At 20.5% G+C, this 769-nt stretch carries 1 protein-coding gene; it reads right to left on the bottom strand.

What is annotated here, in order from left to right; genetic code table 11:
* Positions 1-482: 482 nt before the first annotated feature.
* On the bottom strand, positions 483-769 hold a 287-nt coding region (locus tag GQX97_RS13005), incomplete at its 5' end, for a phosphoribosyltransferase family protein (protein WP_157152274.1).

Genomic DNA, 769 nt, shown 5'->3' on the forward strand with positions numbered 1-769 from the left:
TCAAAATATTCTTCATCTACTTTTGGCATTTTGGTTTTTTTGTGTTCACCTCATTAAATATAGTTAATAAAAACGACATACATGTCATTTTTATTCGGAAACTAATATTAATACAATTAAAAATAATGTCAATAGCCGAAAATAAAAAAATAGTTATTTATTTTATCTTTACATATGTTTTATTATAAAAATGATGTTTTTAGTATTTAGAAATATTTTTGTTTTTTATTAGCATCATAGAATATATTAGTTTATTTGTTGTTGATTTTTGTGTTTTTAATAATTTTTATTTGTGGTGTAGGATATATAGTATTTTATATAAGCAGTTAATTTATATAATATTTAAAAACTTTTCAAATAAAAAATATAAGAATATTTTAAAATTTATATTATACGAAAATAAAAAAATAAGCATTATTATTYAAATAATGCTTAATATATTTTATTTTTATAAAAGTGTAATTTAATATTATATAAAATTTTTATTTACTAGAAGATTTTGTCTCCCAAGGAAATAATAGCCAATCATCATGATTTATACTTCTATATATATATTTTGGTCTTATTTTGCTAGTATGCTCTCTAATAAATAAAGTAGCTATATCAAATTTCTGRTCATCAAAATATTTTAAAGTTTCACCTGTATCAGAKATATCATCTACAATTAAAACAGACTTATCTTTTACCTTTAATCTCCACACCTCTTCCAGATTAAGAACCATAGGCACTTTTAATCTATGAGCAAGCATAACAGCAGAAACTAATCCTC

Source organism: Brachyspira sp. SAP_772 (assembly GCF_009755885.1).
Lineage (GTDB): Bacteria > Spirochaetota > Brachyspiria > Brachyspirales > Brachyspiraceae > Brachyspira.